This is a genomic window from Pseudoalteromonas sp. bablab_jr010, assembly GCF_016464105.1.
In the GTDB taxonomy this organism is placed as follows: domain Bacteria; phylum Pseudomonadota; class Gammaproteobacteria; order Enterobacterales; family Alteromonadaceae; genus Pseudoalteromonas; species Pseudoalteromonas simplex.
Genome location: NZ_JACDWV010000160.1, coordinates 75,072 through 89,770 on the forward strand (window position 1 = coordinate 75,072; position 14,699 = coordinate 89,770).

The window sequence follows — 14,699 nt, forward strand, 5'->3', positions numbered from 1 at the left end:
TAAAAGGGAATTTTATGTCTAGATTAATCATAATTATATCTTGTTTGCTTATTAGCTTTATTAGTAATGCAAAACCAAAACCTTTACCAATTGAAACCTTCAGTAAAGCTAGCGAGTTTGGAAGTGTGAAGATTTCACCTACTGGTAAATACCTAGCCGTAATGACGCAGCCTAACGGCAAGAATTCTTTAATGATTTTGGATACTGATACATTTAAGGTATTGCATGCGATAAACTTTCCAAAAAATGCTCAAGTCGGCAACTATTACTGGGTGAATGAAGAGCGTATTGTATTAGCTAAAGAGTATCTAAAAGGTTGGAAAGATCATCCTGAATACCATGGTGAGTTGTTTGGTGTAAACGCAGACGGCAGTCAAGGGGAGTATTTGGTTGGTTATCAAGGTGAAAGGCAAACTGGGACGAGAATTAAAAAGGCAACTCCTGTATTAGGGACCTCTTATGTGCTTGACCCATTGGTAGAAAATAAGCGTAAAATGTTGGTTTTAACCATACCATGGACAGCTGCCAAAGAGCCTCACACGATTGTGTATGAAGTAGATGTCTATCGAGGGACAAGAAAAAAGATCACACGTTCACCTTCAAGAATGGCTAGTTTTCTGACTGATCATGAAGGCAACGTAAGAGTATCCGCCTCGACTGATGACTATATTAATCCAAAAATATATATCCGCCCTAAATCTGGTGGTGAGTGGGAAGAGCTCAATTTAAAGGATATTTCGTATAGTGATGTTGGGTTGCATGCTTTTGATAGCACGGATGAATCTGCTTATGTGACGGCTTCTGTTAACGGAGAAGCTAAAGGGCTTTATAAGTTAAATCTTAAAACTAAACAATTTGATCTAATCCATAAAGAAAAAAGTGTTTCACCAAAGCAGGTGTGGGTGGATGAAGTATCAAAAGAACTTTTTGCTGTCGAGCATGAGTTAGGCTACCCAACCTATTCTTTTATAGATAATAACACTAAGAAAAGCCAGCAATTAAAAGCTCTTTTAAGAGTGCTTGAGGGCCAGCAAGTTCAATTAGTCAGCAGTACCGTAAATGGTGATAAGAGCGTCATTTTTGCCTCAAGTGACACTAATCCTGGCAGTTATTACTTATTTGATGCTAAAACTAATAATCTCGGTTTTCTATTCTCATCCAGAAGTTGGATTAAACCTAGTCAAATGGCGATTACAAAGCCTATCAATTTTACAGCACGTGATGGACTAGCTATCTACGGTTACTTAACTATTCCAAATAACGCTGAAGAAAAAAACTTACCATTAGTAGTAATGCCGCATGGGGGTCCTCATGGTCCAAGAGATTGGTGGGGATATGACTCAACAGCTCAGCTTCTTGCGAGTAGAGGAATTGCTGTACTAAAGGTTAACTTTCGTGGCTCAGGTGGCTTTGGACGAAATTTTGAACGTGCCGGCCATCGCAAGTGGGGACAGGAAATACAATACGATATTATAGATGGTGTAAAATATCTTATTTCAAGCGGTATTGCTGATAAAGGTAACATTTGCATTATGGGGGCCAGCTTTGGTGGATATTCCGCGTTACAAAGTGCGATCTTGGAACCTGGTATGTTCCAGTGTGCGATTGGAGTTGTAGGTGTATATGATTTACCACTCATGTTTGATGAGGGAGATGTATCTGAGCGTGATAGCGGGCAACGTTTTCTAAAAGTGGTATTAGGCGAGGATGAAGAGCAACTAAAGCGTTTTTCACCAAGCTACAATATAGAAAAGTTAAAAGCTCCAGTATTAATTTTTCATGGTGGGGAAGATCGAAGGGCGCCTATCGAGCAAGCTGAGTCGTTAGTTTCTGCTTTAAAGAAAGAGAATCATCCCTATATTTATGAGCTATTAGATGATGAAGGTCACGGTTTTTATAAAGAAGAGCACCGCACTCTTTACTATAAAAAAGTATTGGCTTTTTTAGATGATCATTTAAAGCTTTAATGAAAAGTGCCGGCGAGCAAGCTCGCCGGCAAGGATTTAGCACGGGAACGTAAGCGTGCTAGTGTGCAAGGTCTTCCTTTAAGTTGTACAAACTCAAAAGATGATTCGTTCATTAAGCAATGAAGCCTAGTTGCAATTTAAAACAGAGCAGGAGAGTGACTCTGTTATTGCTAATAAGCATTTATAAAACCAACAAAGTAATATAAATACTGTGTCATAAAAAATGTTATAACATAACAAAAATAAAGTAAATAGCGAGAGTCATATTATTAGGCTGGTTTCTTCTGCGTGATATTTATGGGTAACAGATTATTGAGTATTCAACTTACTACAATCGTAACTCAAGCATAGCTCTGCGAGCTCAACCTTTGCTTTAGGATTCCCTTGTAAGGTGGCTTTGTTGAGCCAGTAAGCTGCTTTTTCGTTATTCACTTCTGTCCCTTGGCCATCGCGATACATCTGACCCAAGTTTAATTGTCCCCATGAATAACCATCTTCCGCAGACAGGGTAAAACTTTTCAACGCTTCCTCGTATAAGCCATCTTTGAAGTAAGTGATCCCCTCCTGATTATGTTTATCGAGCTTAACGCCCGTATATAAAGGCTTAGGTCTAGGCGGGTGCATAACAAAACCACCAAATAAACTATAAAGCTCAGGTCGCATAATCTTATATATGCTGCCTTCATCATAAAGCTGCTGTATTTGTGATTTACTGAAAGTCAGGGTTTTACTAGAAAAGTAATCATCTTGAACTAGCATGCTGGTTCGCATCGCAATCTCGATGTCTTTATTGTACTTGTAAGTGTAGTTAGCAACTCTAAAAGTCATGTTCTTGTCATCCAATTCAACGAGCTGAGCTACTTTTAGGTTGTTAATACGTTTTGGTTTGCCAGTAAACTTATCTGAATAGACAAAATAGGTATCAAACAACTTTGGCTCGTTTAGGTAAGTTTGCTCGTTCTCAGTTTGTTCATTCGCCCCGATTAATGCTTTTGCTAATAGGTAAGCGATGATGAATAGGCCAATAAAGTACTTTATAAACGACGCTAACTCTAAGGCGGGCAATGAATACCAAGGTGCAGGAGTAACATAGCCACAGTCATCACATTGTCTTTGATAATTAATAGAAAGTGGCATGATGGGCAAAATAGTAAAGCGCAAAACTTTACTGTGATTGCTTAAAGAATAATGTTCACTATGGCAATGTGGACACGTTTTTTGTTTTTTATAAAAAACATCAGCGGGTGCGGTATTAAATAGAAGCATCGTTTCTTCCTGAATATTGCTATCAATAAACTAGAACAAATGCAGAGAGTTAGAAAGCACCAAACTGTAAGCAAATATGAATTAAATATGCTGAACAATGTTTTCGTTTAGAGAAACAGCACATTCTCTGCTATGATCCACAGCATCTTCGAGGATGTCCCTCAATTATCAAGTTTGGAATATTACTGTGACCGCTACTGCTTTTTCATCTTTGGCTTTGCCGCAAGAGTTAACCGATAACTTATCAACTTTAGGTTATACGCAAATGACGCCTGTGCAAGCGCAAAGCTTGCCAGTGATCTTGCAAGGCAAAGATATTATTGCCCAAGCTAAAACCGGGTCGGGTAAAACGGCTGCATTTAGTCTAGGTGTGCTGGCTAAGTTAAATGTGAAACGCTTTCGTATTCAGTCTCTCATTTTATGTCCAACCCGAGAATTAGCAGAGCAGGTAGCGGAAGAAGTTCGTAAGCTAGCCCGTGGTATTCATAACATTAAAGTTTTAACCTTATGTGGCGGTGTGTCTATTGGTCCACAAATTGGCTCATTAGAGCATGGTGCGCATATCATTGTTGGCACGCCAGGTCGTGTTGATGACCATATTCGCAAAGGCACATTGCGCTTAAATGATGTTGAAACCTTGGTGTTAGATGAAGCTGATCAAATGCTAGATATGGGTTTCCAAGATACCCTTGATGCTATTGTTGAGAGTATTCCAAATCAACGCCAAACATTATTGTTTAGTGCGACTTATCCAAAATCAATTGCTGCGATAGCTGAGCGAGTGCTTAGCAATCCAGAAATGATTAAGGTTGAAGAAGAGCAAACAAAAAGTACAATCAAGCAATACTTTTATAAGCTAGATAACAACAAACAGCGCTTTAATACATTGAAGCTGTTGTTATTAAAGTTCCAGCCAGAAAGCTGTGTGGTTTTTTGTAACACCAAGGTTGAAACTCAACAGATTTGTGATGACCTTTATGCTGAAGGGTTTAGTGCGGTTGCCTTACACGGTGATTTAGATCAACGTGAACGTGAGCGCACTTTAATTCGCTTTGCTAATAAAAGTGCCTGTATTCTGGTTGCAACGGATGTTGCTGCGCGTGGCTTAGATATCAACGATATGGACATGGTAGTGAACTACCACCTCGCGCATGACCCTCAAACCCATGTACACCGTGTTGGTCGTACTGGTCGAGCAGGTAAAAAGGGTATTGCATGTTCTATTTATGGTGAAGCAGAGCAATTTAAAGTGGCACAAATTGGCGACCACTATGAGCGCGACTTTGACCCTGAACCAATTCCGCCATTTAGCTTGCTCGAAAAGCCTGCTTATAAGCCAACCATGGCGACAATTATGATTGATGCTGGCAAGAAGCAAAAAATTCGTGCCGGTGATATTTTAGGTGCATTAACTGGTAAAGAGGGAATTGCTGGTCATCAGGTAGGTAAAATTAACGTACTTGATAATGTGGCCTTTATTGCTGTTGAGCGAGCAGCTGCAAAACCTGCATTACGCAAATTGACCGAAGGTAATATTAAAAAGCGCAAGATCCGTGCGCGACGTTTGAGTCGGTAATCTGGTTAATTATGAGCAGCTAGCTTTAAGTTGCTCATATTCGAGTTGTATTCTCTTAAACTCAATTGCACAGCCTTGGCGGTCTGGGTGGTGTTTTAACGCTAGTTGTCGCCAACGCTTTTGTAACTGTTTTTCCGAAAAATCAGTAGGTAGCTGCCACGCCTGTTGTAATTGTATTAGCTGCTGCTGAGGTAATGAGTGAATGGCCTTTTTTGGGCTAAATGACGAAAAGCGCTGCCAAAAATCAGTTAACAACGCATCAATTTCATCGCTTGTTGTATCAAAGTTTTGCCAATCTAAATAATAACCCCGTAGCGGGTCATGACTTTCTAATGCGTTACTTGTTTGCTTACTAATAAGTTCAATATGTAAAGAGGCAATCTCTAGCTGTTGCTCTGGCGCAAGTTGTGCTTGCAGTTGATACAAGCCATTCATAACTAAAAAGTTGCGTTTAAACAGATCTTTTTGTGGGTCTGCGTCTAATGATTCTATTTTTCCAGATTCACTAAGTGCGCTGGCAAGCGTATGAACCTTCCAAACAGGCTGTTCCAAAAGGAGGTAAAAAATCTCATCAATCAGTGGGTTAACCATTGTTCGCAAGCCTGACTTTGGTGTAATCTAAATGTGTGTACGCTATCACAGCTAAACAATTGAAACTACAAAGTTGCTCTGAGATAAATATTTAGCATTATAAAATTAGCATAAAAAGCCAAGTATAAGATTAGGGATATTAAATATATGCTCGCACCTACACGTTTAAGCATACTTTGTTCAGCGTTTTTTTGCTGTTTTTTCGTTATGCCCTTCAATTTGGCTGCAAATTCATTATTTGAGCAATTCACACAACAAGAACAGTGGGAAGATAAGCATCAACTAGGGTTACAGTTAATTTCAGAAGGTTCACTGAGTAATGAGCAAACTCTTGATGTTTATATGCAATTAGCCGATTTAGCATTAGAGAAAGACTTATTTTCTAAAGCAATTGAAAATTACCAAAAAGTTGAGTTATCTACATCATTTGATACCAATCCGGAGCGTTTCTTTCGTGCAATAAAAATGCAAGGAGTGACCTACTATTATCAAGGTTTGATGCAACAGGCGCTAATAGCGTACTTAAAAGCGATACCTTTTGCTGAAAAAATGCCTGACCCACTAGCTAAAGCCAATTTAATGAGCAATATTGGTCTCGCTTATTTTGATATGTTTAATTTGAATCAAGCTTTAAATTACTACAAACAGGCCAAAGATATTTATGAGCAACATGGTAGTGAGCAAGATAAAGCTGATATTTTGCATAACATTGCCGGAATATATATTCGACTTTCAAGTTACGAAGTTGCTCTTGAAATGTACAGAGAAACATTAAATATATTCCAAAGTTTAGGTGATATGGATGGTGTCGCTCAATCCTATGGAAATATGGGGGTAGCTTATTCTGAGCTTGGGCAGTATCAACTCTCTTTGCATTATTATCAGCGTGCTTTGCGCTATTATCAAGAAACAAATAACGCCTATTTCTTGTCTTCTCGCCATGGCAACATTGCTAATGTTTATTTGCGCACCGGTGATTTAGAGCTTGCCTTAAGCCATGCCGAAAAAGCAATTGAGTTTGCAAAAAAAATTGACAACAAAGCCTTAGAGTTGGCCGGCGTGTTGTCACAAGCAAAAATTGAATTGTTACAGAATAAATTAACAAAAGCTGAATCCACTTTAACTACTTCAGTACAGATGGCAAAGGAGTACAAAGACGATTTACGTGTTCAAGATGGTATGGGAATGATGGCTTTAATTAAAGCAGGTCAAGGTGATTTTGCTACAGCCGTTGCGAATTTTGATAAGTTTGTTCGTTCATTTAACTCGGTTCAAAATGCCAAATTATTAAAGTCGATGGGAGAGTTACAAAGCCAGATACAAGCAACTCAGCTCAATCAAGAAATAATCGAACTAAAGCAACGTCAACAAGTACAAGATCTCGAAATGTCCAAACAACGACAGTTGGGCATTATGCTATTCATCTTATTCGTTATGCTGGTGGTAACAGGTATTACTGTATACCGTCGTAGTATTGAAAAAGGCGCTAAAGAGCAGCTTTCTTTAATGGTGGCAAAACGAACAAAAGAACTTGAAGAAACAGCAGAAAAATTGCGCAGAGCTAACGAAATAAAGAGTCAATTTTTAGCAAATATTAGTCACGAAATTCGTACGCCGCTAACTGCAATTTTAGGGCAAACAGATAATTTAATTAATGGTTATTATAAACCAGAGCACTTAAATGATGAACTTGCTGTTATCCAAAAACAAAGTGATCATTTAAAAGAGCTAATAAATGACGTGCTAGATATCAGTAAAATTGAAGCTAACAAGCTAGAGCTTAGCCTAAAAGAGGGGGATTTAGTTCGGTTGCTTACAGATGTCCATTCTATGCTTAGTGGTCAGGCTAAAGATAAAGGGTTGAACTTTGCATTTCATAATGAACTTGGTGAGCAATATTATAGCTTGCTCGACTTTACCCGCATTAAACAAATCCTTATTAACCTGTGTGCAAATGCAATTAAGTTTACAAACCAAGGCGAAGTTGAGTTAAAGGTTTCGCGTGTTGAGCAAGGTGTGTGGTTTTATGTTACCGACACTGGTATTGGCATGAATGCCGAGCAACTGAAGCAAATATTTGACTGCTTTAGCCAAGGTGACAATAGTATTAGTCGCCGTTTCGGTGGTACTGGACTTGGATTAAGTTTATCGCAACAGCTTGCAATGATGATGGGTGGTTATATAAGTGTTGAAAGTGAGCTGAACCAAGGTAGCGTGTTCTCATTTTACTTACCTTGTAAAGAGTATATACCAAGCTCTGACATCATTGAGCCTGCAAAACTCGAACAACATGCTGCCAATGGCTTATCTGGCAAAGTGCTGCTAGCTGAAGATCATCCAGATAACCGCCGTTTAATTTCTCGCTATTTAGAATCTATGGGACTTGAAGTGATTGCTGTAGAAAATGGTGAGCAAGCCGTTGAGCAGTGTTTAAAGGAGTTTCCCGATGTTGTGTTGCTTGATATTCAGATGCCAGTGCTTGATGGTTTAAGTGCGCTTAAACTATTACATGAATGTGGGTTTACACAGCCCGTATATGCGTTAACGGCTAATGCTATTAGTCACGAAATCGACGGTTATCTTCAAGCGGGATTTACAGGTTATCTTGCTAAGCCAATTGATAAAAAGGTGTTTTACACGCAACTTGCTAAGCATTGTAAGAAGGACGCCGTTACAATTAAGTCTCAGCATGATATGAGCGACTTAGTCGCAAGTTTTATTGCAAGTTTCGAGCACGAAAGCGCCTTAATACAACAACACTTTGCTGCTGATAAATACTTCGATTTGCAGCAGGATGCGCACCGCATTGGTGGTGCTGCAAAAATGTTTGCGTTAGATGAGGTGGCAGTGAGTGCAATGGCGCTTGAGTCTGCACTAAAACAGCAAAAATTATCAGACTTAACTAGCCTAGTTGCTCAGTTGCTTGAGCAGCTACATTGTGCTGCTGTAAGTCAAAATAACTCAATCTCTCCATCTTGATGATTTTTAGAAGAGTCGCTAGTTTGGATACGATCGCGATTTATACGCTGATTAGTATCGATATCTGGGTGAGCAATATGAAACAAAGACAGTTTGTCATCTATAGCGTGAGCTAAGCTAACTAAATCCTTACTGGACACAGCTTGAATTTGCGAACTTGAAAGTGCGTCTGAGTTTAATTCTACCATTGCATCAATACTAGCCTGGGCTTCGTCAGACATAGTACTTTGTATTGCGACTTGCTCATGAACGCCCTCTGAGTAGTTGCTGATAGCTAACATAGCCTGCTCTATTTTATTTGTTTCTTTTGTCGTTGCATCAGATAACTGTACTGTATTTTCAGCTTCCTTGAGAGCTGTTTGCATCAGTTGATTTGCAAGTTTGGTGCTGTGTTGAATTTTAGCTACCATTTCACGCACTTCTTGGGTCGATTTACTCGTTCGTGCAGCTAAGTTTCTTACTTCATCTGCGACAACTGCAAAGCCTCGACCTTGCTCACCAGCGCGGGCTGCTTCAATTGCCGCGTTTAATGCCAAGAGGTTGGTTTGATCTGCGATGCCATTTATTACATCAATAATTGAGCCTATGGCATCACTGTCTTGTTTAAGTAATAAAATTTGTTCGCTTGTGAGATTTATATTATCAGCAAGTTTAATAAGGCTTGCTTGGCTTTTATCTGAATCAGAACGAGTTTGTTGAACTGATTCTGTCGCAGCCAAAACCGATTGAAAGATTTCTTTCAAGCTATGATCAAGCTTTCTTGACACTTCAATCGTTCGATTTATTGTATTGGCTAAATCAATTCCATGTGCATTTTGTATTGTGGCTTTCTGAGTCATTGAGGCATAGGTGTCTCGCAGAGCATCTGCCATAGGAAGAAGCCGCGCAGATGAAGCTGAAACTTCACTAAGTAAATGCTCGACCATGGTTAGACTTGCATTTAATGCGTGACAGACCTCAGGTAATTGGCTGTCACTTTCATTAAACCGAAAAGTGAAGTCGATGCCATCTTTCGTTGTTATACAAGATACAAAATATTTAAGGTAGTCCTTTTGTTTGTCATTATCTTTATGTAGATAAATGATTAATAGCGACCAAGGAATGACTGAAACTAAGCCAAAAATGACTATTTCTTTCATAGATGAGTTGAAAATGATAAAGCTGGTAATACTGCCAATTAAGCTAACTACAAATAGAATAATTGCAATTTTTAAATGCGACATAGAGGATCCTTACCTTTATATCTAATCATTTATAGAACAATTATTCTTCAAATACCAATAAACTTATTCTGTAAAAGTATAACTTTTAAAGTGTTATGTCCTTAGTTTTACGCAAAGAAAATGCCTGTATTAAACAGGCATTTTTTAAAAACTTAGTAATCGTTACTGTCGTTTCATTGAGTCAAAGAATTCATCATTGGTTTTGCTCATCGAAAGCTTATCAATTAAGAATTCCATTGCGTCAATTTCTGACATCTCATGAACGATCTTACGTAAGATCCACATCTTCTGTAGTTCATCAGGTTTAGTAAGTAACTCTTCGCGACGCGTACCTGAGCGGTTAAAGTCAATCGCTGGGAATACACGCTTTTCGGCAATCTTACGATTTAAGTGTAATTCCATGTTACCTGTACCTTTGAACTCTTCGTAGATAACTTCGTCCATCTTCGAACCAGTATCGATAAGAGCCGTTGCGATAATTGTTAAGCTACCGCCTTCTTCTACGTTACGAGCTGCACCAAAGAAACGCTTTGGTTTGTGTAATGCGTTTGCATCAACACCACCGGTTAATACCTTACCTGATGATGGGATCACCGTATTGTAGGCACGAGCAAGACGTGTGATTGAATCAAGTAAGATAACCACGTCTTTTTTATGCTCAACAAGGCGTTTTGCTTTTTCAATTACCATCTCGGCAACTTGAACGTGACGACTCGCTGGTTCATCGAACGTTGAGGCAACTACTTCACCTTTTACAAGGCGCTGCATCTCTGTAACTTCCTCTGGACGTTCGTCGATAAGAAGAACCATCAGTTCACAATCAGGCTGGTTGTAGCTGATCGATTGCGCAATGTTTTGCAGTAGCATGGTTTTACCCGCTTTCGGCGGAGCAACGATAAGCGCACGTTGACCTTTACCAATTGGAGAGGCTAAATCAAGTACACGTGCTGTGATGTCTTCAGTGCTACCGTTACCACGCTCCATACGTAAACGTTCGTTTGCGTGTAGTGGGGTAAGGTTTTCAAATAGGATTTTTGTGCGAGAGTTTTCAGGTTTGTCGAAGTTTACTTCATTTACTTTTAATAGTGCGAAGTAACGTTCGCCGTCTTTAGGTGGACGAATAAGGCCTGAAATTGAGTCACCAGTACGCATGCTGAATCGACGGATTTGACTCGGTGATACATAAATATCATCTGGGCCGGCTAAGTAAGATGCTTCTGATGATCTTAAGAAACCAAAACCATCTTGTAAGATCTCTAGTACACCGCCGCCATAGATGTTTTCACCGCTTTTAGCGTGCGCTTTAAGGATGGCGAAAATGATGTCTTGTTTTCTTAAACGGGCTACGTTTTCGAGCCCCATGGACTCAGCTAAGTTTACAAGCTCTTTTATAGACTTGTCTTTTAATTCGCGTAAATGCATATTGGTGGGTTCTTTATTACAATTGTCATACTCAAAATCATCGTTTGATACATGAGTGAGGTTTGTTGGTATAACTAAGGATTAGTTGGCTTTATAAACTAGCAGGTCACTAGCAAGGCGTCCAGTCTTTAAACAAAATAAAGCTAAAAAAAGGGCAAAAAGCCCTTTTTTTATATTTTCATTAGATGTTGTTTTCTAAAAACTCTACTAATTGAGTCTTAGAAAGAGCACCAACTTTAGTTGCTGCAACTTGGCCATCTTTGAAAAGAAGTAATGTAGGGATACCACGGATACCGAACTTTGGTGGTGTGCCTGCATTCTGGTCGATGTTAAGTTTACCAACGGTAACTCGGCCATCAAACTCGCCAGCTACTTCGTCAAGAATAGGGGCGATCATTTTACAAGGTCCGCACCATTCAGCCCAAAAATCAACAAGTACAGGTTTGTCTGATTGTAGTACGTCAGCTTCAAAGCTATCGTCAGTTAATTGAATAATTTTCTCGCTCATTGCGATCTCCGATTAGTTAGGCGAAATATTTAATGCGTATTTAAACACTCTTGTTTCTTATTGCAAGTTTAAACGTTATGCTTAAACGCTATGACTAAGACACATTTGACCGATAAAAAGTTTTCAGACTTTGCTATCGCACCGGAAGTGGTTGCCGGTTTAACCGAAAATGGGTTTGAATATTGCACACCCATTCAAGCAAAATGCCTACCTTTTATTTGTGAAGGCCGCGATATTGCGGGCCAAGCACAAACAGGTACGGGCAAAACGTTGGCGTTTTTAACCGCCACGTGCCATCGGTTATTACAATCTAGCAAAGCATCTAGTAAACATCCAAGAGCCCTGATCATGGCCCCAACAAGGGAGCTGGCGATTCAGATACACAAAGATGCAAAAATTTTAGCGCCACACTGTAATCTTAACTTAGGATTAGTATATGGTGGCGAAGATTACGAAAAACAACGTGCACAACTAGAAAAAGGCGTTGATATTTTAATTGGGACTACTGGACGCCTTATCGATTTATACAAGCAGGGCTGTTATACCCTCAATGAAATCGAGGTTGTAGTGCTTGATGAAGCAGATCGTATGTTCGATTTAGGCTTTATAAAAGATATTCGTTATATGTTTAGACGTATGCCAGAAACGTCTGAGCGATTAAACCTATTATTCTCTGCAACCTTGTCATATCGTGTGCAGGAATTAGCGTTTGAACATATGACTAACCCTGAGCACGTACAAGTCGAGCCTGATGTAAAAACAGGTAAGCGTATTCAAGAAGAGCTATTCCATCCATCGCAAGATGACAAAATTAAGTTACTGTTAACTTTAATTGAAGAAGAATGGCCAGATAAAGCGATTGTGTTTGCAAATACGAAACACAGTTGTGAGAATGTTTATGCATGGATGAAAGCCGATGGTCACCGAGTTGGTTTATTAACCGGTGATGTAAACCAGAAAAAGCGTCAATCAATTTTGGCTCAATTTACCAAAGGCGATTTAGACTTTTTAGTAGCAACAGACGTTGCAGCTCGTGGTTTGCATATCCCAGAAGTAAGTCATGTATTTAATTTTGATTTGCCAGATGATTGTGAAGACTATGTACACCGTATTGGTCGTACCGGACGTGCAGGTGCATCAGGACACGCTATTAGCTTTGCCTGTGAACAGTATGCCTATAATCTCCACGAAATTGAGCAATATATAGAACACAGCATTCCATTATCACATTATGATAAAAGTGCATTGCTTGATGATTTAACTAAGCCTACTATTCAGAAAAAGCGGAACTATTCTACAGGCCCACGTAATCGTAATAACAACGGACGTCGACCAAATAATAGTTACCAGAAATCGCGGTCGTGATAAACGACCGTTATTGAAGACTTAGTAGTAACTAGAGGTTTTTGAACGGTGGGGCAACTTCAACCGCAAAAAAATGTGTATGCAGTAATCGACTTAGGATCAAATAGCTTTCATATGCTGATCGCTAAATCGATTGCTGGCGGTCTGCAAACGATCGGTCGAGTAAAACGTAAAGTAAGGCTTGCTGCAGGGCTTGATGAAAACAACGTCCTTAGCACTGAAGCCATGCAACGAGGTTGGGAATGCCTAGCCTTGTTTGCTGAACGTCTACAAGACATACCAAAGAAAAACATCACAATTGTTGCGACCGCAACTTTACGTCTTGCTACTAATGCTGATGTATTCAAGCATAAAGCTGAACAGATCCTTGGTCATAAAATCAATGTCATCAGCGGTGAGTTAGAAGCTAAGACAATCTATAAAGGCGTGGCGCACACCTCTGCTTGTAGCGGTAAACAACTGGTTATCGATATTGGCGGAGCCAGTACCGAAGTTGTTATCGGTCAGGGTTTTGATGCACTGCATTATAAAAGCCTACACATGGGCTGTGTTACCTTCCTAGAACGCTACTTCAAAGATCAAAAGCTCAGTAACGAAAACTTTGCTGCTGCAATTAAAGCTGCAAGTGAAGTGGTTGCAGAAATTGTCGATGAATACCAAGCAACCGGATGGCAAATTGCGAGCGGTGCGTCAGGCACAGTGCAAGCGATCCAAGAAATCATGGTTGCACAAAACCAAGATGAGCTTTTAACGCTTGATAAACTTCTCGCTATTAAAGAGCAATCAGTACAATTTGACACTATTGCTGATCTTGAGCTTGCAGGCTTGAGCGAAGAGCGCCGTTTAGTGTTTGTTTCTGGCCTCGCTATTTTGATCGCATTGTTTGAATCGTTAGATATAAAACAAATGGGTCTTGCTCGCGGCGCATTACGCGAAGGTGTTTTATACAGCATGGTGCCAGAGCTTCATAACCACGACATTCGAAAACGAACTGTTGATGGCTTAATGAATCGCTATCATGTTGATCAAAAACAAGCGTGCCGTGTTGCGCAACTAGCAGAGCAATTGGCAAAAAGCGTCATGGGGCAATGGCAGTCAATCGATGATAACGCAATCGCATTATTAAGAACGGTTGCAAAACTGCACGAGATTGGCTTACTGATAGAGTATAAGCTTTATCATAAACACACAGCTTACATTATAGAAAACACAGATATGCCAGGATTCTCACAATCTGAGCATAAACTGATCACAGCTGTTGCTAATGAGCATCGTGCTGATCTTGTTAAAAACAGCTTTGCTCACTTAGGTTGTCATCAAGTGCTCGCAGAATGTTTAACAAGAGTTGTTCGGATCGCCGTGATCTTATCAATGCGTCGCCAAGATGATGTACTGCCAGCAATAGATCTTAGTGTTAATGAAAACACCCTCACACTGACATTTGATGGCGATTGGTTAAAATATCACCCATTAATGGCCAGTGAACTACAACTAGAGTCCAAGCTACAAGCAAAAGTAGGTTGGAAGCTTATAGTAAAATAACGTTAAAAGGCCCTTTGGGGCCTTTTTTAGTGCTATTTTTACGCGTTTCGTTCGTATTTTGCGCGAACAGTCATTTTTTTCATAAAAACTTCAAAAAACAGTTGATCTCAATTCGGATCTCCCTATAATGCGCATCCACCGACACGGCGGACTGCTTACAAAAAAGCAAAACGACGAGTTGGTTGAGTCAAGTAAGACTGAGTTTTGAAAAAATAAACTTTTCTCAAAATTAAGTGTTGACAAAAATAACGGCTTGCGTA

The 14,699-nt window shown here is 39.7% G+C and carries 10 protein-coding genes; 5 read left to right on the top strand and 5 right to left on the bottom strand.

Annotated features, from left to right (window positions below):
* The first annotated feature begins 14 nt into the window (after nucleotides 1-14).
* Entirely contained in the window at nucleotides 15-1,967 is a 1,953-nt protein-coding gene (locus tag JIG37_RS16930; protein ID WP_199529892.1) for a S9 family peptidase, read from the top strand.
* A 309-nt stretch (nucleotides 1,968-2,276) separates the two neighbouring features.
* Here JIG37_RS16930 and JIG37_RS16935 read toward each other — a convergent pair whose 3' ends face one another.
* On the bottom strand, nucleotides 2,277-3,233 hold the full coding sequence (locus tag JIG37_RS16935; protein WP_138598971.1) for a tetratricopeptide repeat protein: 957 nt from the start codon (nucleotides 3,231-3,233) through the stop codon (nucleotides 2,277-2,279).
* A gap of 187 nt (nucleotides 3,234-3,420) precedes the next feature.
* On the opposite strand from JIG37_RS16935, the gene dbpA reads away from it, so the two are divergent.
* The gene (dbpA, locus tag JIG37_RS16940; protein WP_054554675.1) at nucleotides 3,421-4,809 is read left to right on the top strand and encodes an ATP-dependent RNA helicase DbpA; all 1,389 of its coding nucleotides are present in this window, start codon (nucleotides 3,421-3,423) and stop codon (nucleotides 4,807-4,809) included.
* A gap of 9 nt (nucleotides 4,810-4,818) precedes the next feature.
* On the opposite strand, the gene JIG37_RS16945 is transcribed toward dbpA, so the two are convergent.
* Entirely contained in the window at nucleotides 4,819-5,400 is a 582-nt protein-coding gene (locus JIG37_RS16945) for a DNA-J related domain-containing protein (RefSeq protein WP_166341463.1), read from the bottom strand.
* Nucleotides 5,401-5,619: 219 nt separating this feature from the next.
* Between JIG37_RS16945 and JIG37_RS16950 the strand changes: the two genes are divergently transcribed.
* On the top strand, nucleotides 5,620-8,379 hold the full coding sequence (locus JIG37_RS16950; RefSeq protein WP_235373333.1) for a tetratricopeptide repeat protein: 2,760 nt from the start codon (nucleotides 5,620-5,622) through the stop codon (nucleotides 8,377-8,379).
* On the opposite strand, the gene JIG37_RS22875 is transcribed toward JIG37_RS16950, so the two are convergent.
* The 3 genes from JIG37_RS22875 to trxA all read right to left on the bottom strand — a co-directional run bounded on the left by JIG37_RS22875 (nucleotide 8,352) and on the right by trxA (nucleotide 11,532).
* Nucleotides 8,352-9,602 (bottom strand): methyl-accepting chemotaxis protein, encoded by a 1,251-nt coding sequence (locus JIG37_RS22875; RefSeq protein WP_138598975.1) that lies wholly within the window; start codon nucleotides 9,600-9,602, stop codon nucleotides 8,352-8,354. The genes JIG37_RS16950 and JIG37_RS22875 overlap by 28 nt on opposite strands.
* Nucleotides 9,603-9,764: 162 nt before the next feature.
* A complete protein-coding gene (rho, locus tag JIG37_RS16960) occupies nucleotides 9,765-11,024 on the bottom strand; it encodes a transcription termination factor Rho (protein ID WP_054554678.1) in 1,260 nt (419 codons plus the stop codon).
* A 181-nt stretch (nucleotides 11,025-11,205) separates the two neighbouring features.
* On the bottom strand, nucleotides 11,206-11,532 hold the full coding sequence (gene trxA, locus JIG37_RS16965) for a thioredoxin TrxA (protein ID WP_054554679.1): 327 nt from the start codon (nucleotides 11,530-11,532) through the stop codon (nucleotides 11,206-11,208).
* 90 nt (nucleotides 11,533-11,622) lie between these two features.
* Between trxA and rhlB the strand changes: the two genes are divergently transcribed.
* Together rhlB and gppA are read left to right on the top strand one after the other, a co-directional pair.
* Nucleotides 11,623-12,897 (top strand): ATP-dependent RNA helicase RhlB, encoded by a 1,275-nt coding sequence (gene rhlB, locus JIG37_RS16970; protein WP_054554680.1) that lies wholly within the window; start codon nucleotides 11,623-11,625, stop codon nucleotides 12,895-12,897.
* 48 nt (nucleotides 12,898-12,945) lie between these two features.
* A complete protein-coding gene (gppA, locus tag JIG37_RS16975; protein ID WP_199529894.1) occupies nucleotides 12,946-14,439 on the top strand; it encodes a guanosine-5'-triphosphate,3'-diphosphate diphosphatase in 1,494 nt (497 codons plus the stop codon).
* The last annotated feature ends 260 nt before the right edge of the window (nucleotides 14,440-14,699 follow it).